Below are 19,809 nucleotides of genomic sequence, written 5' to 3'. Positions count from 1 at the left end.
TAAAAGGAGGCGTGATTCTATAGATGCCCCCATTTAGTGTCAACCCAATAAAAAAAGCCCCCGCTGAGCGGGGGCCTTTTCAACCGGTCGAGTGATTACTCGATGATTTTGGCTACGACGCCGGCGCCGACGGTACGACCGCCTTCACGGATGGCGAAGCGCAGACCGTCTTCCATCGCGATGGTCTTGATCAGAGTGACAGTCATCTGGATGTTGTCACCTGGCATTACCATTTCAACGCCTTCCGGCAGTTCGCAGTTACCGGTCACGTCAGTGGTACGGAAGTAGAACTGAGGACGGTAGCCTTTGAAGAACGGAGTGTGACGACCGCCTTCTTCTTTCGACAGAACGTAGACTTCTGCAGTGAACTTGGTGTGCGGCTTGACCGAACCTGGCTTGACCAGAACCTGACCACGCTCAACGTCGTCACGCTTGGTACCACGCAGCAGAACGCCGCAGTTCTCGCCAGCACGACCTTCGTCCAGCAGCTTGCGGAACATCTCAACACCGGTGCAGGTGGTGGTGGTGGTGTCACGCAGACCAACGATTTCCAGCGGATCTTGAACGCGAACGATACCGCGCTCGATACGGCCGGTAACAACGGTACCGCGACCCGAGATCGAGAACACGTCTTCGATCGGCATCAGGAACGGCTTGTCGATAGCACGCTCAGGCTCTGGGATGTAGCTGTCCAGAGTCTCGACCAGCTTCTTGACAGCGCTGGTGCCCATTTCGTTGTCGTCTTTGCCTTCCAGCGCCATACGAGCCGAACCGATGATGATCGGAGTGTCGTCGCCTGGGAAGTCATAGGTGGACAGCAGGTCGCGAACTTCCATCTCGACCAGTTCCAGCAGCTCAGCGTCGTCTACCAGGTCAGCCTTGTTCAGGAAGACCACGATGTACGGAACGCCAACCTGACGGGACAGCAGGATGTGCTCACGGGTTTGTGGCATCGGACCATCAGCGGCCGAGCAGACCAGGATCGCGCCGTCCATCTGGGCAGCACCGGTGATCATGTTCTTCACGTAGTCAGCGTGACCTGGGCAGTCGACGTGAGCGTAGTGACGAATGTTCGAGTTGTACTCGACGTGAGCGGTGTTGATGGTGATACCGCGCGCTTTTTCTTCCGGAGCCGAGTCGATCTTGTCGAACTCAACGACTGCCGAACCGAAAACTTCGGAGCAGACGCGAGTCAGAGCTGCGGTCAGAGTGGTCTTACCGTGGTCAACGTGGCCGATGGTGCCGACGTTGACGTGGGGAAGGGAACGATCAAATTTTTCTTTAGCCACGACAGTGAACCTCTTGCCTAAAGGGGATTAGCCTTGTTTTTTAACGAGTGCTTCGACGATGTTCGACGGAGCTTCGGCGTATTTGGAGAATTCCATGGAGTAGCTTGCGCGACCCTGAGACATGGAACGTACGTCGGTCGCATAACCGAACATCTCTCCGAGCGGAACTTCAGCGCGGACTACACGGCCAGAGACCGATTCATCCATACCCTGTACCAGACCACGACGACGGTTCAGGTCACCCATCACGTCACCCAGGTAGTCTTCCGGGGTTACAACTTCGACCTTCATGATCGGCTCGAGGACCACACCACCGCCCTTCTGGGCCAGTTGCTTGGTCGCCATCGAAGCAGCGATCTTGAACGCCATTTCGTTGGAGTCGACGTCGTGGTACGAACCGTCGAATACCGTGGCCTTGAGGCCGATCAGAGGATAACCGGCAACAACGCCGTTTTTCATCTGCTCTTCGATACCTTTCTGGATCGGGGCAATGAATTCCTTAGGAATTACACCACCAACGACTTCGTTCTTGAATTCCAGACCTTCGGTGATGTTGCCTTTCGCGTCGACTTCCGGCTCCGAGAAACGGATCCAGCAGTGACCGAACTGACCACGACCACCCGACTGACGAACGAATTTGCCTTCGATCTCAACGTTGGACTTGGTGATCTTCTCGCGGTACGAAACCTGCGGCTTGCCGATGTTGGCTTCGACGTTGAATTCGCGCTTCATGCGGTCAACGAGGATGTCCAGGTGCAGCTCACCCATACCGGAGATGATGGTCTGGCCAGTCTCTTCGTCGGTCTTGACGCGGAACGACGGGTCTTCCTGGGCCAGCTTGCCCAGTGCGATGCCCATCTTCTCCTGGTCAGCCTTGGTTTTCGGCTCTACGGAGAGCGAAATCACCGGCTCAGGGAAGTCCATGCGCTCGAGGATGATTGGCTTGTCGGCGTTGCACAGGGTTTCGCCCGTGGTCACGTCTTTCATGCCGATCAGGGCCGCGATGTCGCCAGCGCGAACTTCCTTGATCTCTTCACGCTGGTTGGCGTGCATCTGCACCATACGACCAACGCGCTCTTTCTTGCCTTTGACCGAGTTGATGACCGAGTCACCAGAGCTCAGAACGCCGGAGTAGACGCGAACGAAGGTCAGAGTGCCGACGAACGGGTCAGTCGCGATCTTGAACGCCAGAGCGGAGAACGGCTCATCGTCATCTGCATGACGCTCGTCCTTGCGAACGGCCGGGTCTTCTTTGTCCAGGTCCTTGTCGTCCGGGTTGATACCCTGGATTGCAGGGATCTCGGTCGGAGCAGGCAGGAACTCGATAACGGCGTCGAGAACCAGGGGAACACCCTTGTTCTTGAACGACGAACCGCAGACAGCCGGAACGATCTCGCTGGCCAGGGTGCGCGCACGCAGGCCTGCCTTGATCTCTTCGACGGTCAGCTCACCTTCTTCAAGGTACTTGTTCATCAGTTCTTCGTTGGCTTCAGCGGCGGCTTCAACCATGTTGTTGCGCCATTCTTCAGCCAGCTCCAGCATATCGGCAGGAATTTCTTCCTCGCGATAGGTGGTGCCTTTGTCGTCTTCGTTCCAGTAGATAGCCTTCATCTTGATCAGGTCGACCTGACCCTGGAAGTTATCTTCCGAACCGATGGCCAGCTGAATCGGAACCGGGGTGTGACCCAAGCGGTTCTTGATCTGACCTACGACACGCAGGAAGTTGGCACCGGCACGGTCCATCTTGTTCACGTAGACGATACGTGGAACGCCGTACTTGTTGGCTTGACGCCATACGGTTTCGGACTGCGGCTCAACGCCGGAGGTGCCGCAGAATACGACGACAGCGCCGTCGAGTACGCGCAGCGAACGCTCTACTTCAATGGTGAAGTCAACGTGGCCGGGGGTATCGATGACGTTAACGCGGTAGTTGTCGTACTGACCAACAGAACCCTTCCAGAAGGTGGTAACCGCAGCGGAGGTAATGGTAATACCCCGCTCCTGCTCCTGCACCATCCAGTCGGTGGTCGCGGCGCCGTCGTGCACCTCACCCATCTTGTGGCTCAAACCTGTGTAGAACAGGATCCGCTCGGTAGTAGTGGTCTTGCCCGCGTCAACGTGCGCGCAAATACCGATGTTACGGTAGCGGTTGATTGCTGTAGTACGAGCCATAAAGCCCTCGCGAATAGATTGATGCTTGAATTAGAAGCGGTAGTGCGAGAACGCTTTGTTGGCTTCGGCCATACGGTGCACGTCTTCACGCTTCTTGACTGCAGCACCCTTGCCTTCGGCAGCATCCAGCAGTTCACCGGCCAAACGCAGAGCCATGGACTTCTCGCCGCGCTTGCGGGCGTAGTCTACGAGCCAGCGCATTGCCAGAGCGTTACGACGGGATGGACGAACTTCAACCGGGACCTGGTAAGTGGCACCGCCTACACGGCGGGACTTGACTTCGACCAGCGGAGCGATGGCGTCGAGAGCTTTCTCGAAGATTTCCAGGGGGTCGCTGTTCTTGCGAGCTTTGACGGTATCCAGAGCGCCGTAAACGATGCGCTCGGCTACGGCCTTCTTGCCGCTTTCCATCACGTGGTTCATGAACTTGGCGAGAATCTGCGATCCGTACTTAGGATCGTCGAGAATCTCACGTTTTGCTGCTACACGACGTCTTGGCATGATAAGCCCTCAAACGGTCTTCAGGTTAGCCCGGGACTCGGTCTCTCGACCCCTGCCCGACCTTACTCTTATCGACTCAAATAAATGGATGTCTGCAAACGACCGATTACTTCGGACGCTTGGTACCGTACTTCGAACGACCCTGGTTACGGCCTTTAACGCCCGAAGTATCCAGAGAGCCGCGAACGGTGTGGTAACGAACACCTGGCAAGTCTTTTACACGGCCGCCACGGATCAGGACGACGCTGTGCTCTTGCAGGTTGTGGCCTTCACCACCGATGTACGAGGAAACCTCGAAACCGTTGGTCAGACGCACACGGCATACTTTACGCAGTGCCGAGTTAGGTTTTTTCGGCGTGGTGGTGTACACACGAGTGCACACGCCACGACGCTGCGGGCAGTTCTGCAGCGCAGGTACGTCGGATTTCTCGACGGTACGCTTGCGCGGCTGACGTACCAGCTGGTTGATAGTTGCCATCTACTAGCTCCACTGATTGTCTTGCGACGCTATTGTCTTGCAAGAAAGCCAAAAATTGGCGAGACGGAGCCTCACCAAATTTAAGGGTACAAAAGTCTAAAGAGGATCTTGCACCCAGTCAAGACAAAGGCCCCGCCCCTCCCCACCAGTCATCGGTGACAATGTGTGTCACCGATGCCGGCGGGAAGGGCCGAGGCCCTGCCCTGTACTTAGTTGCCGCTGGAGTTCAGCGCTTCGGTCAATGCAGCTTCGACCTCACTGGCGCTCACACGCAGCGGCTTGTCGGCATCACGGCGACGCTTGCGCTCGCTGTGGTAGGCCAGACCGGTACCGGCCGGGATCAGACGACCCACGACCACGTTCTCTTTCAGGCCGCGCAGGTAGTCACGCTTGCCGGTAACGGCCGCTTCGGTCAGTACCCGCGTGGTTTCCTGGAAGGAAGCCGCGGAGATGAACGATTCGGTCGACAGCGACGCTTTGGTGATACCCAGCAGAACGCGAGAGAACTTGGCGATGAACTTGTCTTCGCCGGACAGCTTCTCGTTTTCCACGAGCACGTGAGTCAGTTCCATCTGGTCGCCCTTGATGAAGCTGGAATCACCCGACTCGGCAATTTCGACCTTGCGCAGCATCTGCCGCAGGATGGTCTCGATGTGCTTGTCGTTGATCTTCACGCCTTGCAGGCGGTAAACGTCCTGGATCTCGTTGACGATGTACTTGGCCAGGGCGCTGACGCCCAGCAAGCGCAGGATGTCGTGCGGATCGCTCGGGCCGTCGGAGATAACTTCGCCGCGGTTGACCTGCTCACCTTCGAACACGTTCAGGTGGCGCCACTTCGGAATCAGCTCTTCGTACGGATCGCTACCGTCGGTTGGCGTGATGACCAGGCGACGCTTGCCCTTGGTTTCCTTGCCGAAAGCGATGGTGCCGCTGACTTCTGCAAGGATCGACGCTTCTTTCGGACGACGCGCTTCGAACAAGTCGGCAACACGTGGCAGACCACCGGTGATGTCACGGGTCTTGGACGTTTCCTGAGGAATACGCGCCAGAACGTCACCCACTGCAATCTGCGCACCGTCAGCAACGCCGACCAATGCGTTGGCGGGCAGGAAGTACTGAGCCGGTACGTCGGTACCTGGCAGGTACAGATCCTTGCCGTTGGCGTCGACCATCTTGATCGCCGGACGGATTTCCTTGCCGGAGGCAGGGCGATCCTTGACGTCCAGAACTTCAATGTTGGTCAAGCCAGTCAACTCGTCGGTCTGACGCTTGATGGTGATGTTTTCTTCCATGCCCACGAAGGTCACGGTACCTTTCAGCTCGGTAACGATCGGGTGGGTGTGCGGGTCCCACTTGGCGACGATTGCGCCAGCGTCGACCTTGTCACCTTCCTTGACCGAAATCACCGCACCGTAAGGCAGCTTGTAACGCTCGCGCTCACGACCGAATTCGTCGGCAATCGCCAGTTCGCCCGAACGGGAGACGGCGACCAGGTTGCCATCGGCACGCTCGACCTGTTTGAGGTTGTGCAGACGTACCACACCACCATTCTTCACCTGGACGCTGTCGGCAGCCGAGGTCCGGCTCGCCGCACCACCAATGTGGAAGGTACGCATGGTCAGCTGGGTACCCGGCTCACCGATGGACTGGGCGGCGATGACGCCGACCGCTTCACCGATGTTGACCTGATGACCGCGTGCCAGGTCACGACCGTAGCACTTGGCGCAGATGCCGTAGCGGGTTTCACAGCTGATCGGCGAGCGAACGACGACTTCGTCGATGCTGTTCAGCTCGATGAACTCGACCCACTGCTCATCCACCAGGGTACCGGCCGGAACGATTACGTCCTCGGTGCCAGGCTTGAACACGTCACGGGCGATTACACGGCCCAGTACGCGCTCACCGAGCGGCTCGACCACGTCGCCACCTTCGATGTGCGGCGTCATGTGCAGACCATGCTCGGTACCGCAGTCGATCTCGGTCACTACCAGGTCTTGTGCCACGTCTACGAGACGACGGGTCAGGTAACCGGAGTTCGCGGTCTTCAATGCGGTATCCGCCAGACCCTTACGAGCACCGTGAGTCGAGATGAAGTACTGCAGTACGCTCAGACCTTCACGGAAGTTCGCGGTGATCGGCGTCTCGATGATGGAGCCGTCCGGCTTGGCCATCAGACCACGCATACCGGCCAGCTGACGGATCTGGGCTGCGGAACCCCGCGCACCCGAGTCAGCCATCATGTACATCGAGTTGAACGACTCTTGATCGACTTCATTACCTTCGCGGTCGATGACTTTCTCTTTCGAGAGGTTGGCCATCATCGCCTTGGAAACTTCATCGTTCGCCTTCGACCACAAGTCGATGACCTTGTTGTACTTCTCGCCCTGGGTAACCAGGCCGGAGGCGTACTGACTCTCGATTTCCTTCACTTCGTCGGTAGCGGTACCGATGATGCGGGCTTTTTCATCGGGGATAACGAAGTCGTTGACGCCGATTGAAACGCCGGAAATGGTCGAGTAGGCAAAGCCGGTGTACATCAACTGGTCGGCGAAGATGACGGTCTCTTTCAGACCAACCACGCGATAGCACTGGTTGATCAGCTTGGAGATGGCCTTTTTCTTCATCGGCTGGTTGACCACGTCGTACGGCAGACCTGCCGGAACGACCTGGAACAGCAACGCACGGCCGACAGTGGTGTCGACGATACGGGTGTTCTTGACCACCGAACCATCACGCTCTTTCACGGTTTCGTTGATACGAACCTTGATCTTGGCGTGCAGTGCAGCTTCGCCGGCGCGGAATACGCGGTCGACTTCCTGCAGGTCGGCGAACACACGACCTTCGCCCTTGGCGTTGATCGCTTCGCGGGTCATGTAGTACAGACCCAGAACGACGTCCTGCGAAGGAACGATGATTGGCTCACCGTTGGCTGGCGACAGGATGTTGTTGGTCGACATCATCAGCGCACGCGCTTCGAGCTGGGCTTCCAGCGTCAGCGGTACGTGAACGGCCATCTGGTCACCGTCGAAGTCGGCGTTGTACGCGGCGCAGACCAGCGGGTGCAGCTGAATGGCCTTACCTTCGATCAGAACCGGCTCGAACGCCTGGATACCCAGACGGTGCAGGGTCGGCGCACGGTTGAGCAGTACGGGGTGTTCGCGGATGACCTCGGCGAGAACGTCCCACACTTCCGGCAGCTCGCGCTCGACCATCTTCTTGGCAGCCTTGATGGTGGTCGCCAGACCACGCATTTCCAGCTTGCCGAAAATGAACGGCTTGAACAGTTCGAGGGCCATCTTCTTCGGCAGACCGCACTGGTGCAGACGCAGGGTCGGGCCTACGGTAATAACGGAACGACCGGAGTAGTCAACGCGCTTACCGAGCAAGTTCTGACGGAAACGACCTTGCTTACCTTTGATCATGTCAGCCAGGGACTTCAGCGGACGCTTGTTCGAGCCAGTGATGGCGCGACCGCGACGGCCGTTGTCGAGCAGGGCGTCGACCGCCTCCTGCAGCATGCGCTTTTCGTTGCGCACGATGATGTCCGGCGCCGACAGATCGAGCAGGCGCTTGAGGCGGTTGTTACGGTTGATCACCCGACGATACAAGTCGTTCAGGTCGGAGGTCGCGAAGCGGCCGCCATCGAGCGGAACCAGCGGACGCAGGTCTGGCGGCAGAACCGGCAGAACGGTCAGCACCATCCACTCAGGCAGGTTGCCCGAACCTTCGAAGGCTTCCATCAGCTTGAGGCGTTTGGACAGCTTCTTGATCTTGGTTTCCGAGTTGGTCTGCGGAATCTCTTCGCGCAGGCGGCCGATCTCGTGCTCCAGGTCGATCGCGTGCAGCAGCTCGCGGACAGCCTCGGCACCCATGCGGGCATCGAAATCGTCACCGAACTCTTCAAGCGCTTCGAAGTACTGCTCATCGTTGAGCAGCTGGCCTTTTTCCAGGGTGGTCATGCCTGGGTCGATAACGACGTAGCTCTCGAAGTAGAGCACGCGCTCGATATCGCGCAGGGTCATGTCCATCAGCAGGCCGATACGGGACGGCAGCGACTTCAGGAACCAGATGTGGGCAACCGGAGACGCCAGCTCGATGTGCGCCATGCGCTCACGACGAACTTTGGCCAGCGCGACTTCAACGCCGCACTTCTCACAGATCACACCACGGTGCTTGAGGCGCTTGTACTTGCCGCACAGGCACTCGTAGTCCTTGACCGGGCCAAAGATCTTGGCGCAGAAAAGGCCGTCACGCTCAGGCTTGAACGTACGGTAGTTGATGGTTTCCGGCTTTTTGACTTCACCGAACGACCACGAACGGATCATTTCAGGCGACGCCAGACCGATACGGATGGCGTCGAACTCTTCGACTTGACCCTGGTTTTTCAGCAAATTCAGTAGGTCTTTCAAGGCCTTTCCTCCTGGCGGAGCAGGAAGCGGGCATCAGCTGCACCGCTCCCCTTCGCGTCACGTGTTATTCGGTTTCCAGATCGATATCGATACCGAGCGAACGGATCTCTTTGATCAACACGTTGAAGGACTCGGGCATGCCCGGCTCCATACGGTGATCGCCATCCACGATGTTCTTGTACATCTTGGTACGGCCGTTCACGTCGTCCGACTTCACTGTGAGCATTTCCTGCAGGGTGTAGGCCGCGCCGTAAGCTTCCAGCGCCCACACCTCCATCTCCCCGAAACGCTGACCACCGAACTGCGCCTTACCACCCAGCGGCTGCTGGGTAACCAGGCTGTAAGAACCAGTGGAACGCGCGTGCATCTTGTCGTCCACCAAGTGGTTCAGCTTGAGCATGTACATGTAACCAACGGTCACTGGACGCTCGAACTTGTTCCCGGTACGGCCATCGAACAGCACCATCTGGCCGCTTTCTGGCATGTCTGCCAGTTTCAGCATGGCCTTGATCTCGGTTTCCTTGGCACCGTCGAAGACCGGCGTTGCCATCGGCACGCCCTTCTTCAGGTTGTGCGCCAGAGCGAGGATCTCTTCATCCGAGAACTCGTCGAGGTTTTCCTGACGACCACCGATCTCGTTGTAGACCTCGGTCAGGAAGCCACGCAGCTCTGCGGCCTTGCGCTGCTCTTCGATCATGCGGTCGATCTTCTCGCCCAGACCCTTGGCCGCGAGGCCCAGGTGGGTTTCGAGAATCTGCCCGACGTTCATACGCGATGGTACGCCCAACGGGTTGAGCACGACATCGACCGGCGTACCGTTGGCGTCATGCGGCATGTCTTCGACAGGCATGATCACCGAGACCACACCCTTGTTACCGTGACGACCAGCCATCTTGTCACCCGGCTGGATGCGACGGCGGATAGCCAGGTAGACCTTGACGATCTTCAGCACGCCCGGAGCCAGGTCATCGCCCTGCTGCAGCTTGCGCTTCTTGTCTTCGAACTTGTCGTCCAGCAGACGGCGACGATCGACGATGTAGGCCTGAGCTTTTTCCAGCTGTTCGTTCAGGGCGTCTTCTGCCATGCGCAGCTTGAACCACTGACCGTGCTCGAGGCCGTCGAGGACTTCATCGCTGATCACGGTGCCTTTCTTCAGGCCAGCACCACCATCGACGACCTGACCGTTCAGAGCCGAACGCAGACGCTCGAAGGTCGCGCCCTCTACGATACGGAACTCTTCGTTGAGATCCTTGCGGATCTCGTCCAGCTGGCTCTTCTCGATGGACAGGGCACGGCTGTCGCGCTCTACACCATCGCGGGTGAAGACCTGAACGTCGATGACCGTACCTTTGGTGCCGGTCGGCACACGCAGGGAGGTGTCTTTGACGTCGCTGGCTTTCTCACCAAAGATGGCGCGCAGCAGTTTTTCTTCCGGAGTCAGCTGGGTCTCGCCCTTGGGGGTGACCTTGCCAACCAGGATGTCGCCAGCGCCAACCTCGGCACCCACGTAAACGATACCGGCTTCGTCCAGCTTGTTCAGTGCAGCTTCACCCACGTTCGGGATGTCTGCAGTGATTTCCTCTGGGCCAAGCTTGGTATCACGGGCCACACAGGTCAGTTCCTGAATGTGGATCGTGGTGAAGCGGTCTTCCTGAACCACACGCTCCGACAGGCAGATGGAGTCTTCGAAGTTGAAGCCGTTCCATGCCATGAAGGCGATGCGCATGTTCTGACCCAGTGCCAGTTCACCCATGTCGGTGGACGGACCGTCGGCCATGATGTCGCTGCGCTTGACCACATCACCCTTGCTGACCAGCGGACGCTGGTTGATGCAGGTGTTCTGGTTCGAGCGGGTGTACTTGGTCAGGTTGTAGATATCTACACCTGCCTCGCCGGTTTCCACTTCGTCATCGGCAACGCGAACGACGATACGGCTGGCGTCGACCGAGTCGATCACACCACCACGGCGAGCGACCACACAGACGCCGGAGTCACGGGCGACGTTGCGCTCCATGCCGGTACCTACCAACGGCTTGTCAGCGCGCAGGGTCGGAACCGCCTGACGCTGCATGTTCGAACCCATCAACGCACGGTTGGCGTCGTCGTGCTCGAGGAACGGAATCAGCGACGCTGCGACCGAAACGACCTGCTTCGGCGAAACGTCCATCAAGGTGACGTCTTCCGGCGCCTTGACGGTGAATTCGTTCAGGTGACGAACTGCAACCAGCTCATCGATCAGTTGCTTGTTCTCGTTCATCGCGGCCGAAGCCTGGGCGATGACGTGATCAGCTTCTTCGATGGCCGACAGGAACACGATGTCGTCGCTGACGACGCCTTCCTTCACCACGCGGTACGGGCTCTCCAGGAAGCCGTACTGGTTGGTGCGGGCATAGGCGGCCAGGGAGTTGATCAGACCGATGTTCGGACCTTCAGGGGTCTCGATCGGGCATACGCGGCCGTAGTGAGTCGGGTGGACGTCACGTACTTCGAAGCCGGCACGCTCACGGGTCAGACCACCAGGGCCAAGTGCCGAAACGCGGCGCTTGTGGGTGATCTCCGACAGCGGGTTGTTCTGGTCCATGAACTGCGAAAGCTGGCTGGAACCGAAGAACTCTTTCACCGCCGCCGCGACCGGCTTGGCGTTGATCAGGTCCTGCGGCATCAGGCCTTCGCTTTCAGCCATCGACAGACGTTCCTTGACCGCACGCTCGACGCGCACCAGGCCAACACGGAACTGGTTCTCGGCCATCTCGCCGACGCAACGTACGCGACGGTTACCGAGGTGGTCGATGTCATCGACGATGCCTTTGCCGTTACGGATATCGACCAGAGTCTTCAGGACTTCGACGATATCTTCCTTGCTCAGCACGCCCGAACCTTCGATCTCGGTACGACCGATACGGCGGTTGAACTTCATGCGGCCAACGGCGGACAGGTCGTACCGCTCGGCGCTGAAGAACAGGTTGTTGAACAGGGTCTCGGCGGCATCCTTGGTCGGCGGCTCGCCAGGACGCATCATGCGATAGATTTCGACCAGGGCTTCCAGCTGGTTGCCGGTGGTGTCGATCTTCAGCGTGTCGGCGATGAACGGACCGCAGTCGATGTCGTTGGTGTACAACGTTTCGATGCGCACGACCTGAGCCTTGGCCACCTTGACCAGCAGGTCGGTGGTCAGCTCGGTGTTGCACTCGGCGAGGATCTCGCCAGTGGCCGGATGCACGATGGCTTTGGCGGTGGTGCGGCCCAGGACATATTCCATCGGCACCGCGAGCTCTTTCACGCCGGCTTTTTCAAGCTGGTTGATGTGACGGGCGGTGATACGACGGCCTTGCTCGACGATGACCTTGCCGGTTTCGTCATGGATATCCATGACGGCCACTTCGCCACGCAGACGCTGCGGCACCAGTTCCAGGCTGAGTTGCTCGCCGGAAACGTGGAACACGTTGGTGGTGTAGAAGGTGTTGAGGATTTCTTCAGTGGTGTAACCCAGCGCGCGCAGCAACACGGAGGCAGGCAGTTTGCGGCGACGGTCGATACGGACGAACACGCAGTCTTTCGGGTCGAACTCGAAGTCCAACCACGAACCGCGGTAAGGAATGATACGCGCGGAGTACAGCAGTTTGCCGGAGCTGTGAGTCTTGCCGCGGTCGTGGTCGAAGAACACGCCTGGCGAACGGTGCAGCTGGGAAACGATCACACGCTCGGTACCGTTGATAACGAAGGTACCGTTTTCAGTCATCAGGGGGATTTCACCCATGTAGACTTCTTGCTCTTTGATGTCCTTGATCGCTTTGTTCGACGATTCTTTGTCGAAAATGATCAGGCGCACTTTCACCCGCAGCGGGACTGCGAAAGTCACACCACGAAGGACGCACTCCTTGACATCGAAGGCCGGCTCACCCAGGCGATAGCCCACGTACTCCAAGGCAGCATTGCCGGAGTAGCTGATGATCGGGAATACCGATTTGAAGGCCGCGTGCAGACCGACATCGCGGAACTGCTCCTTGGATGCTCCCGCTTGCAGGAATTCTCGATACGAATCCAGCTGGATGGCCAGGAGGTAAGGCACATCCATGACGTCCGGCAACTTGCTAAAGTCCTTGCGGATACGTTTTTTCTCAGTGTATGAGTAAGCCATCAGCGTTCCCCAGCTTGGTCACCTGCTTGTTTGGCTTCTCCCGGCGGGAGCAGCCAGAAAATCGTGCAAACCCCATGGTTTGCGTCACCCACTATGGGTGTGTACAGCACGTCATCGGGGTCGAAACAATCGCCCGCCAATAACGGAAAAAGGCCGGTGGCCTAAGCCACCAGCCGTCAGCCTCGCGCTTAACGCTCAGGCTGGAGTCGCACAGTCGAGATTACTTCAGCTCGACTTTAGCGCCTGCTTCTTCCAGCTTCTTCTTGGCGTCTTCAGCAGCTTCTTTCGAAACGCCTTCAGCGACAACCTGAGGAGCGCCGTCTACTTTCTCTTTGGCTTCTTTCAGGCCCAGACCGGTCAGTTCACGAACTGCCTTGATCACGTTGACCTTCTTGTCACCAGCTTCCAGCAGAACGACGTTGAACTCGGTTTGCTCTTCAACAACGGCAGCGGCAGCAGCTGGGCCAGCGGCGGCAACGGCAGCGGTAACGCCGAAGGTTTCTTCCATAGCTTTGATCAGCTCAACAACTTCCAGAACGGTTTTCTGGCCGATTGCTTCGATGATTTGCTCGTTAGTCAGGGACATGACTTGAATCCTGTATTGGGGTGGCAGCCTACGCAGCCATCAAATTAAACGTATGATTTTGAAAGACAGTGCGCGGCCTCAGGCAGCAGCAGCTTCTTTCTGGTCGCGAACGGCCGCCAGAGTACGAGCCAGCTTGCTGGTAGCGCCTTGAATCACGCTCATCAGCTTCGCGATAGCTTCGTCACGGGTCGGCAAGGTAGCCAGCACGTCGATCTGGTTAGCGGCAATGAAATTGCCGTCAAACGCAGCTGCCTTGATCTCGAACTTGTCCTGACCCTTGGCGAACTCTTTGAACAGACGGGCAGCAGCGCCCGGGTGTTCGTTGGAGAACGCAATCAGGGTAGGGCCAGTGAGGGCGTCGTTGAGGATACTGAATTCAGTATCGGCAACAGCGCGCTTGAGCAAGGTGTTACGTACGACACGTACATAGACACCAGCCTCACGGGCCTCTTTACGGAGTCCGGTCATTGCGCTTACAGTCACGCCACGGGCATCAGCCACGACAGCAGACAGAGCGACTTTGGCAGCCTCGTTGACTTCAGCGACGATGGCCTTCTTGTCTTCGAGTTTAATTGCCACGGGTTTACTCCTGGTTTTAACCGTTTCATCTGGCCGAGGCCGGATGTCGTTTTGGTGTCTGATTCGATAACGAACCGGGAGCACCATCTGCGTAGGCTGGAGGTTTAAGACTTGCGCCGCCTACGGTCTTGGACAGCCCCCGCCAGGCAGGGACCCCAATCTCTTCCAACCCGTGCAGACATGCCGCACGGGTGATATTTCTTATACGTCCAGCGAGCTCTGATCGATGACCAGACCTGGGCCCATAGTGGTGCTCAGGGTAACGCGCTTGACGTAGATACCTTTCGAAGAAGCTGGCTTGATACGCTTCAGGTCAGCGATCAGGGCTTCAACGTTTTCCTTCAGCTTGCCAGCTTCAAAGCCGATCTTGCCAACGGAAGTGTGGATGATACCGTTCTTGTCGGTACGGTAGCGAACCTGACCAGCCTTGGCGTTCTTGACGGCGCCGGCTACGTCTGGGGTCACGGTACCCACTTTCGGGTTAGGCATCAGGCCGCGAGGACCCAGAACCTGACCCAGCTGACCTACGACACGCATTGCATCAGGCGATGCGATGACGACGTCATAGTTCAGGTCGCCGCCTTTCATTTCAGCGGCCAGATCGTCCATACCTACACGGTCAGCGCCGGCAGCCAGGGCGGCCTCGGCAGCAGGACCCTGGGTGAAGACAGCGACGCGAACGGTCTTGCCAGTGCCGTGTGGCAGTACGGTTGCACTGCGAACGACCTGGTCGGATTTACGCGGGTCAACACCCAGATTGACGGCGATATCGAACGACTCGACGAACTTGGCAGCCGGCAGCGAAGCGAGCAGGGTTGCTGCTTCTTCGAAGTTGTAGGCCTTGCCTGCTTCGATTTTCTCGGCGATAGCCTTTTGGCGCTTGGTCAGCTTAGCCATTACACACCCTCCACGTTCAAGCCCATGCTGCGGGCAGAGCCAGCGATGGTGCGTACAGCTGCGTCCAGGTCAGCAGAAGTCAGATCAGCCTGTTTGGTCTTGGCGATCTCTTCCAGCTGAGCGCGGGTAACGGTACCAACCTTGACGGTGTTCGGGCGAGCCGAACCACTGGTCAGGCCAGCAGCTTTCTTCAGCAGAACCGAGGCAGGAGTGCTCTTGGTCTCGAAGGTGAAGCTACGGTCACTGTAGACAGTGATGATCACAGGAGTTGGCAGACCGGCTTCCTGACCCTGGGTACGGGCGTTGAAGGCCTTGCAGAACTCCATGATGTTCACGCCGTGTTGGCCCAGTGCAGGACCGACGGGTGGGCTTGGGTTGGCCTGGCCGGCCTTAACTTGCAGCTTGATGTAAGCCTGAATCTTCTTAGCCATGAGCTACTCCAAAATCGGGTACGAACGCCTAATGGCTCCCCGGATGACTTGCGTTTTATCCCAGTGACGACAAAACCCCGCAGCACATGGCTGCGGGGTATGGGGTGCTGCGTTCCGCTAGACCTTTTCGACCTGGCTGAACTCGAGCTCCACCGGGGTGGAGCGACCGAAAATGAGGACCGCAACCTGCAGCCGGCTCTTCTCGTAATTTGCTTCTTCTACGACGCCGTTGAAATCAGCGAACGGACCGTCAGTAACACGAACCGTTTCACCTGGCTCGAACAACGTCTTGGGTTTCGGCTTGTCTGTGCCATCAGCGACGCGACGCAGAATGGCCTCAGCTTCTTTATCGGTGATCGGCGCAGGCTTATCTGCAGTACCACCGATGAAGCCCATGACACGAGGCGTGTTCTTGACAAGATGCCAAGTCTCTTCGTTCATTTCCATCTGGACCAGAACGTATCCAGGGAAGAACTTACGCTCGCTCTTACGCTTCTGACCGTTGCGCATCTCGACGACTTCCTCGGTCGGAACCAGGATTTCGCCAAACACGTCTTCGATGCCAGCAAGCTTGACGCGCTCACTCAGGGAGCGCATGACATACTTCTCGTAACCCGAGTAAGCATGCACAACGTACCAACGCTTAGCCACGGGACACCCTTAGCCAACAATCAAGGAAACCAACCAGCCGAGCAGGGAATCGAGCCCCCACAGCAGCAGCGCCATTACCAGCACAACCACCACGACGATTAGCGTGGTCTGCATGGTTTCTTGGCGGGTCGGCCACACGACTTTACGGATCTCGGCGCGAGCTTCCTTCGCCAGCGTAAAGAACGACCTGCCCTTCGCGGTCTGCAGAGCAACGAAGCCCGCGACAGCAGCCAGAGCAAGCAGTGCAAGAACGCGATACAGGATAGGCGCTGCGGAATAGTACTGGTTACCCACCACACCTACGACCACCAAAGCTACAACAGCCAGCCACTTGAACAGATCGAAACGTGTTTCTTGGGCTTCAGTTTTGGGAGTCATCGAGGAAGATCCTGTAAGAAGAAAGCCAATCACACCGAGGTGAATGGCAGGTCAGGAGGGAATCGAACCCCCAACCTACGGTTTTGGAGACCGTCGCTCTGCCAATTGAGCTACTGACCTTTAACGCTGTATCAGGCCGCGCATTATGCAGACCTGACCTTGAGAAATCAACCACTTGTTCAAGCAATTCGCCTGACCCAACACGGGGAGCAGGACCTGCCGAACAGCGATCAACCCGACACCCATCAGGACGCAAACAGACATTCCTGACAGAACAAAGGCAGATATTTTCATATCTGCCTTTGTTTGCATGGAGCTCTTGAGCGGACTTGAACCGCTGACCTCACCCTTACCAAGGGTGTGCTCTACCAACTGAGCTACAAGAGCAGTACACATTGAAAACAACAAACTTGGAGCGGGTAGCGGGAATCGAACCCGCATCATCAGCTTGGAAGGCTGAGGTTCTACCACTAAACTATACCCGCGGAGCTTGCAGCTCTCGCAAAATGGTGGAGGGGGAAGGATTCGAACCTTCGAAGTCGAAGACGTCAGATTTACAGTCTGATCCCTTTGGCCGCTCGGGAACCCCTCCTGAGCGTGGGCGGCATTTTCAACTCTTGCCGTCCCGCTGTCAAGCTTTTTCTCATTTAAATCCTGAGGTTAGCTCATTCGACAGCAACTTGCAGCTGGACCACTAGGTGGTGTTCCCTGCGAAGCGGGCGCCATTCTATCAAGCTATTCAGCCGTTGCAACCCCTTCGCATAAAATAATTTTATGTTTTAAGTCTTTGAAATCCTTGGAAAGACTCTGCAGCAGCGACTGGTCCAGCAAGCGCTCGCTCTGCGCATCGATCTTCAACCAAAAGCCCTCGACACCTGGCAACCGCCTCTCTATCAACTGGCTGGATATATCCAGACTTACGAGCCGCTGGCGCAATTGCTGGACACGCTCGTTTGAGCTCAGGCCGCCCAACACCAGGCACTCATCACGGCGCACCACCGGAAGCGATGAGCCTGTCTCGCGCACCAGGCGGATTTCTTGTTGGCCACCTTTGTAGAGAGAAAGCGGTGTCACATCTTTGATCTTCAGGGGCGCTTCCTGTTGGCGCCACGTGAAGTAAAAGATGTTGAGCACGACCAGAAGCAAGAACAACCAGCGCATAAGGACCTCAATTCAAAGGGCAAGCCATTGCCAGCCCTACAAACACCAAGTCTGGCACTATGCGCCCCTGCGGCGCTGCGTCCTTCACCAAAGGCGCATCTCCCCCGGTAAGGAAGAGAGTAAACTCTTCGCCCCAAAGCGCTTTGGCCTGGTCGATCTGTGAGCGAGCAAATCCTTGCAGCATCATCACACACCCGCGTTCCACAGCTTCCACCGTCGAACGCCCAGGCTCCAGACTGGCAAGGGCACGCTCGGCGGATGCATCGTCATAGCGTATACGCCGGGTATGGGTGCGCAATTGGGTGCGCATCAGTGGCATACCCGGGCAGATGTATCCACCCAAATGCTGACCATCCGCTGCAACGAAGTCGGCCTTCGCCGCGGTACCAAAGTCGATGACCAGGCAGGCCCCTCCTGCCAGGTGATAACCGCCCAACGCCGCGAGCCAGCGATCCATACCTAGACGCTGGTAGTCATCATAGCCATTGCGGACGCCGGCCATTTCTTGAGCAGGCTGGGCGAACAGAGGAGTGATACTGAACGCGCGCTCGAGTTGTGCGCAGAGCGATGCGGTTTCTTCCTCGCTACGGACACTGACGATTCGGCAACCCGATAACCGCGGAGCCGCAAGGTTTCGAACCGCCTCGAGCAAGGCCTGATCCGAGTCGACAATTCCCCCGCCCACAATGGATGCATCGGCAGCGAAAATCACCCGCCACTTTATAAAGCTGTTACCGCAGTCGAGCTCAAGAATCATCACGCAACCTCAAACTGAGCTCACCACCGCTGAAGCTCTTCTCGATACCATTGAGGTCGAGTCGCAAGCCACCATGAGCGTCCACTCCTTTCACCACTCCGTCGATTCGGCTCGTTCCAGCAATCAGTGACACGGTGCGCCCCTGCCAAAGGTGAGCCCGCTCCCACTCGGCCTGAAAGACTGCAAAGCCGTGCGCTTGGTGTTTTTTCAATTCACGCTCAAGCTCGCCACTGAGTAACGCTACCAAGTGGTTGCGGTCGACCGTGGCGCCCGTTTCGCAGCGCATTGATGTCCAGGGCTGATCGACCTGGTCGGTGGCCTGCATGTTCACGTTCACGCCAATGCCCAGTACCACGTGGCAAACATCCGCAGGATCCCCTACCAACTCCAGGAGAATACCTGCGATCTTACGATCAGCAACCAGCACATCATTAGGCCATTTGAGGCCCGCTTGTTTGACGCCCAGAACGTGCAACACGCGCATGACAGTCAGCCCTACTACAAGGCTGAGCCCTTCGAGTTGGCGCATTCCGCCCTCGATGCGCAGCACTGCGCTGTAATAGAGGTTCTCGGCAAACGGGCTGACCCATTGCCGACCGCGACGCCCGCGCCCAGCATTCTGGCGCTCTGCGAGTACTACAAATGGGGTGGACTGGCCTCGAGCGGCCATTCTCAGGCCCTCGGCGTTGGTCGAGTCGATCTCGTCGTGGATGAACACAGGCCAGGGCGCATGAGAAGCATCGCTCACGATCGTCTGCGCACTCAGCAAGTGCAGGGGCTCGGAAAGTTTGTATCCCTTACCACGGACCTTGAAGATCGTAAGGTTCAACTCGCTTTCCAGGTTCTGCAGTTGCTTCCATACGGCGCTCCGGCTAATACCGAGGGCCGCCCCCAGGTCTTCACCAGAATGAAAACGGCCGTCTCTAAGAAGGCTCAACAACTTCAGCATGCCAATCTCGACTCGGAATGAGGGTCGCATGATAGCCACGCACCGATTGATTGCATAGAACTGCGAGACCGCCCTATTCAAGCACGGGCGTTTCCCAGCGGCCCAAAAAGACAAAACCCCTACCTGCTCGCGCAGATAGGGGTTTTGCGAAATGAATCTTGACGATGACCTACTCTCACATGGGGAAACCCCACACTACCATCGGCGATGCATCGTTTCACTGCTGAGTTCGGGATGGGATCAGGTGGTTCCAATGCTCTATGGTCGTCAAGAAATTCGGTAGCCGGTGCGTTCTGTGAACGTGCCAGCGAATTCGGATATGTGATGTTCGTGAGCTGCGAATCTTCGGGTTCAGCGTCTTCACCACCACAATCTGCGTTGCAGATTGCTTGGGTGTTATATGGTCAAGCCTCACGGGCAATTAGTATGGGTT

General features: G+C 57.6%; 15 protein-coding genes, 4 tRNA genes and 1 rRNA gene. All 20 read right to left on the bottom strand.

The genetic code is table 11. From position 1 onward, the window contains the following. Nucleotides 1-95 precede the first annotated feature (95 nt). The 20 genes from tuf to rrf all read right to left on the bottom strand — a co-directional run bounded on the left by tuf (nucleotide 96) and on the right by rrf (nucleotide 19,648). Nucleotides 96-1,289 (bottom strand): elongation factor Tu, encoded by a 1,194-nt coding sequence (gene tuf / locus H618_RS0112570; protein ID WP_016484647.1) that lies wholly within the window; start codon nucleotides 1,287-1,289, stop codon nucleotides 96-98. Nucleotides 1,290-1,316: 27 nt separating this feature from the next. Beyond that, on the bottom strand, nucleotides 1,317-3,461 hold the full coding sequence (gene fusA, locus H618_RS0112565; RefSeq protein WP_028695406.1) for an elongation factor G: 2,145 nt from the start codon (nucleotides 3,459-3,461) through the stop codon (nucleotides 1,317-1,319). A 30-nt stretch (nucleotides 3,462-3,491) separates the two neighbouring features. Next, on the bottom strand, nucleotides 3,492-3,962 hold the full coding sequence (gene rpsG / locus H618_RS0112560; RefSeq protein WP_003246741.1) for a 30S ribosomal protein S7: 471 nt from the start codon (nucleotides 3,960-3,962) through the stop codon (nucleotides 3,492-3,494). Nucleotides 3,963-4,068: 106 nt separating this feature from the next. Continuing rightward, a complete protein-coding gene (gene rpsL / locus H618_RS0112555) occupies nucleotides 4,069-4,440 on the bottom strand; it encodes a 30S ribosomal protein S12 (RefSeq protein WP_003257088.1) in 372 nt (123 codons plus the stop codon). Nucleotides 4,441-4,649: 209 nt separating this feature from the next. Next, complete coding sequence (gene rpoC, locus H618_RS0112550) at nucleotides 4,650-8,849, bottom strand: DNA-directed RNA polymerase subunit beta' (protein ID WP_028695405.1); 4,200 nt, start codon at nucleotides 8,847-8,849, stop codon at nucleotides 4,650-4,652. A gap of 64 nt (nucleotides 8,850-8,913) precedes the next feature. Beyond that, nucleotides 8,914-12,987, bottom strand: a complete 4,074-nt coding sequence (gene rpoB, locus H618_RS0112545) for a DNA-directed RNA polymerase subunit beta (RefSeq protein WP_028695404.1) — start codon at nucleotides 12,985-12,987, stop codon at nucleotides 8,914-8,916. Nucleotides 12,988-13,207: 220 nt separating this feature from the next. Beyond that, complete coding sequence (rplL, locus tag H618_RS0112540) at nucleotides 13,208-13,573, bottom strand: 50S ribosomal protein L7/L12 (RefSeq protein WP_028695403.1); 366 nt, start codon at nucleotides 13,571-13,573, stop codon at nucleotides 13,208-13,210. A 78-nt stretch (nucleotides 13,574-13,651) separates the two neighbouring features. After that, complete coding sequence (gene rplJ / locus H618_RS0112535; RefSeq protein WP_028695402.1) at nucleotides 13,652-14,152, bottom strand: 50S ribosomal protein L10; 501 nt, start codon at nucleotides 14,150-14,152, stop codon at nucleotides 13,652-13,654. Nucleotides 14,153-14,353: 201 nt separating this feature from the next. Then, nucleotides 14,354-15,049, bottom strand: coding sequence for a 50S ribosomal protein L1 (gene rplA / locus H618_RS0112530; protein ID WP_028695401.1), 696 nt, complete (start codon nucleotides 15,047-15,049; stop codon nucleotides 14,354-14,356). Beyond that, nucleotides 15,049-15,480 carry a 50S ribosomal protein L11 gene (gene rplK, locus H618_RS0112525; protein ID WP_028633698.1) on the bottom strand — a complete coding sequence of 144 codons (432 nt, stop codon included), beginning with the start codon at nucleotides 15,478-15,480 and terminating at the stop codon, nucleotides 15,049-15,051. The genes rplA and rplK overlap by 1 nt, the downstream gene beginning before the upstream one ends. A gap of 117 nt (nucleotides 15,481-15,597) precedes the next feature. Continuing rightward, on the bottom strand, nucleotides 15,598-16,131 hold the full coding sequence (nusG, locus tag H618_RS0112520) for a transcription termination/antitermination protein NusG (RefSeq protein WP_028695400.1): 534 nt from the start codon (nucleotides 16,129-16,131) through the stop codon (nucleotides 15,598-15,600). 9 nt (nucleotides 16,132-16,140) lie between these two features. After that, a complete protein-coding gene (gene secE, locus H618_RS0112515; protein WP_028695399.1) occupies nucleotides 16,141-16,509 on the bottom strand; it encodes a preprotein translocase subunit SecE in 369 nt (122 codons plus the stop codon). A gap of 44 nt (nucleotides 16,510-16,553) precedes the next feature. After that, a tRNA-Trp gene (locus tag H618_RS0112510) sits at nucleotides 16,554-16,629 on the bottom strand. Between the two features lie 191 nt (nucleotides 16,630-16,820). Next, nucleotides 16,821-16,896, bottom strand: a tRNA-Thr gene (locus H618_RS0112500). A gap of 24 nt (nucleotides 16,897-16,920) precedes the next feature. Beyond that, nucleotides 16,921-16,994 (bottom strand) — tRNA-Gly (locus H618_RS0112495). A gap of 22 nt (nucleotides 16,995-17,016) precedes the next feature. Beyond that, nucleotides 17,017-17,101 (bottom strand) — tRNA-Tyr (locus H618_RS0112490). 143 nt (nucleotides 17,102-17,244) lie between these two features. Continuing rightward, entirely contained in the window at nucleotides 17,245-17,670 is a 426-nt protein-coding gene (locus H618_RS0112485; protein WP_028695398.1) for a hypothetical protein, read from the bottom strand. A gap of 7 nt (nucleotides 17,671-17,677) precedes the next feature. Then, nucleotides 17,678-18,427 (bottom strand): pantothenate kinase, encoded by a 750-nt coding sequence (locus H618_RS0112480; protein ID WP_028695397.1) that lies wholly within the window; start codon nucleotides 18,425-18,427, stop codon nucleotides 17,678-17,680. After that, nucleotides 18,417-19,376, bottom strand: a complete 960-nt coding sequence (birA, locus tag H618_RS0112475; protein ID WP_028695396.1) for a bifunctional biotin--[acetyl-CoA-carboxylase] ligase/biotin operon repressor BirA — start codon at nucleotides 19,374-19,376, stop codon at nucleotides 18,417-18,419. Before birA ends, H618_RS0112480 begins: the two co-directional genes overlap by 11 nt. Nucleotides 19,377-19,532: 156 nt before the next feature. Beyond that, nucleotides 19,533-19,648: ribosomal RNA gene (gene rrf, locus H618_RS0112470) — 5S ribosomal RNA — on the bottom strand. Nucleotides 19,649-19,809: the final 161 nt, after the last annotated feature.

This window comes from Pseudomonas cremoricolorata DSM 17059 = NBRC 16634, from assembly GCF_000425745.1.
Lineage (GTDB): Bacteria > Pseudomonadota > Gammaproteobacteria > Pseudomonadales > Pseudomonadaceae > Aquipseudomonas > Aquipseudomonas cremoricolorata.
Note: the sequence above shows the minus strand (reverse complement) of the source record. Positions and strands in the feature narration are given on the sequence as shown.

Bases quoted from the DNA above. Each gene is read 5' to 3' on its own strand.
- fusA (WP_028695406.1), bottom strand. From the start codon at position 3,461: ATGGCTCGTACTACAGCAATCAACCGCTACCGTAACATCGGTATTTGC.
- rpsG (WP_003246741.1), bottom strand. From the start codon at position 3,962: ATGCCAAGACGTCGTGTAGCAGCAAAACGTGAGATTCTCGACGATCCT.
- rpsL (WP_003257088.1), bottom strand. From the start codon at position 4,440: ATGGCAACTATCAACCAGCTGGTACGTCAGCCGCGCAAGCGTACCGTC.
- rpoB (WP_028695404.1), bottom strand. From the start codon at position 12,987: ATGGCTTACTCATACACTGAGAAAAAACGTATCCGCAAGGACTTTAGC.
- rplL (WP_028695403.1), bottom strand. From the start codon at position 13,573: ATGTCCCTGACTAACGAGCAAATCATCGAAGCAATCGGCCAGAAAACC.
- rplA (WP_028695401.1), bottom strand. From the start codon at position 15,049: ATGGCTAAGCTGACCAAGCGCCAAAAGGCTATCGCCGAGAAAATCGAA.
- rplK (WP_028633698.1), bottom strand. From the start codon at position 15,480: ATGGCTAAGAAGATTCAGGCTTACATCAAGCTGCAAGTTAAGGCCGGC.
- secE (WP_028695399.1), bottom strand. From the start codon at position 16,509: ATGACTCCCAAAACTGAAGCCCAAGAAACACGTTTCGATCTGTTCAAG.
- H618_RS0112485 (WP_028695398.1), bottom strand. From the start codon at position 17,670: ATGCGCTGGTTGTTCTTGCTTCTGGTCGTGCTCAACATCTTTTACTTC.
- H618_RS0112480 (WP_028695397.1), bottom strand. From the start codon at position 18,427: ATGATTCTTGAGCTCGACTGCGGTAACAGCTTTATAAAGTGGCGGGTG.
- birA (WP_028695396.1), bottom strand. From the start codon at position 19,376: ATGCTGAAGTTGTTGAGCCTTCTTAGAGACGGCCGTTTTCATTCTGGT.